The 707-nt window shown below is 43.1% G+C and carries 1 pseudogene; it reads right to left on the reverse strand.

The window, feature by feature from the left end:
* Window positions 1-707: pseudogene (locus EQG63_RS12270) on the reverse strand (adhesin); the annotation flags it as partial.

Consider the following 707-nt stretch of genomic DNA (forward strand, 5'->3'; position numbering starts at 1 on the left):
GCTCCCGTTGCAGCATTGATAGATAATCCTGCTGTAGAGGCATAAGTACCTCCGGTGTAAGCACCCGTTCCTGTCAAAGTTACTGCTTGTGCCGCTGCATTATCAGTACAGAATGGTGTACCATAACTAATCGATGCTGTTGGTACCGCTGTGATAGTAATACTAAATGTACTAGTGCCAACTGGTCCACATACCGTTGCAGGTACGGTATACGTTACAGTATAAGTTCCTGCTGTACTAGTAGATAATGTGATTTCTCCTGTAGTAGCATTTAAACTTAATCCAGCTGTAGAACTATATGTTCCTCCTGTAGTAAACCCTCCAACTGTAGTAGGCATTAAATTAGCCCCATTTATACAAACTGGTGTCGTATAACTAAAGCCTGTTACTGGTACAACCGTTGGATTGATTGTGATTGTAGTAGTTGCCGTTACCACTCCACATCCACCTGAAGCCAATGTTGAATAGGTAACAGTATACGTTCCTGGAGTACTCGCATTTAAATCGACTGCTCCTGTGGTTGCATTGATCACTAAACCTGCTGTAGAAGTATAACTTCCACCTGTGTAAGCACCTGTTCCACTTAAAGTAACAGTAGCTGTAGCAACTCCTGAACAATACGGACTTCCAGCATAACTAATACTTGCTGTTGGTAATGCCGTAATGGTCACGCTTGTTGTAGCGGTTACCACTCCACATCCACCTGA

Source organism: Flavobacterium amnicola, assembly GCF_004122165.1.
GTDB classification, from domain to species: Bacteria; Bacteroidota; Bacteroidia; order Flavobacteriales; family Flavobacteriaceae; genus Flavobacterium; species Flavobacterium amnicola.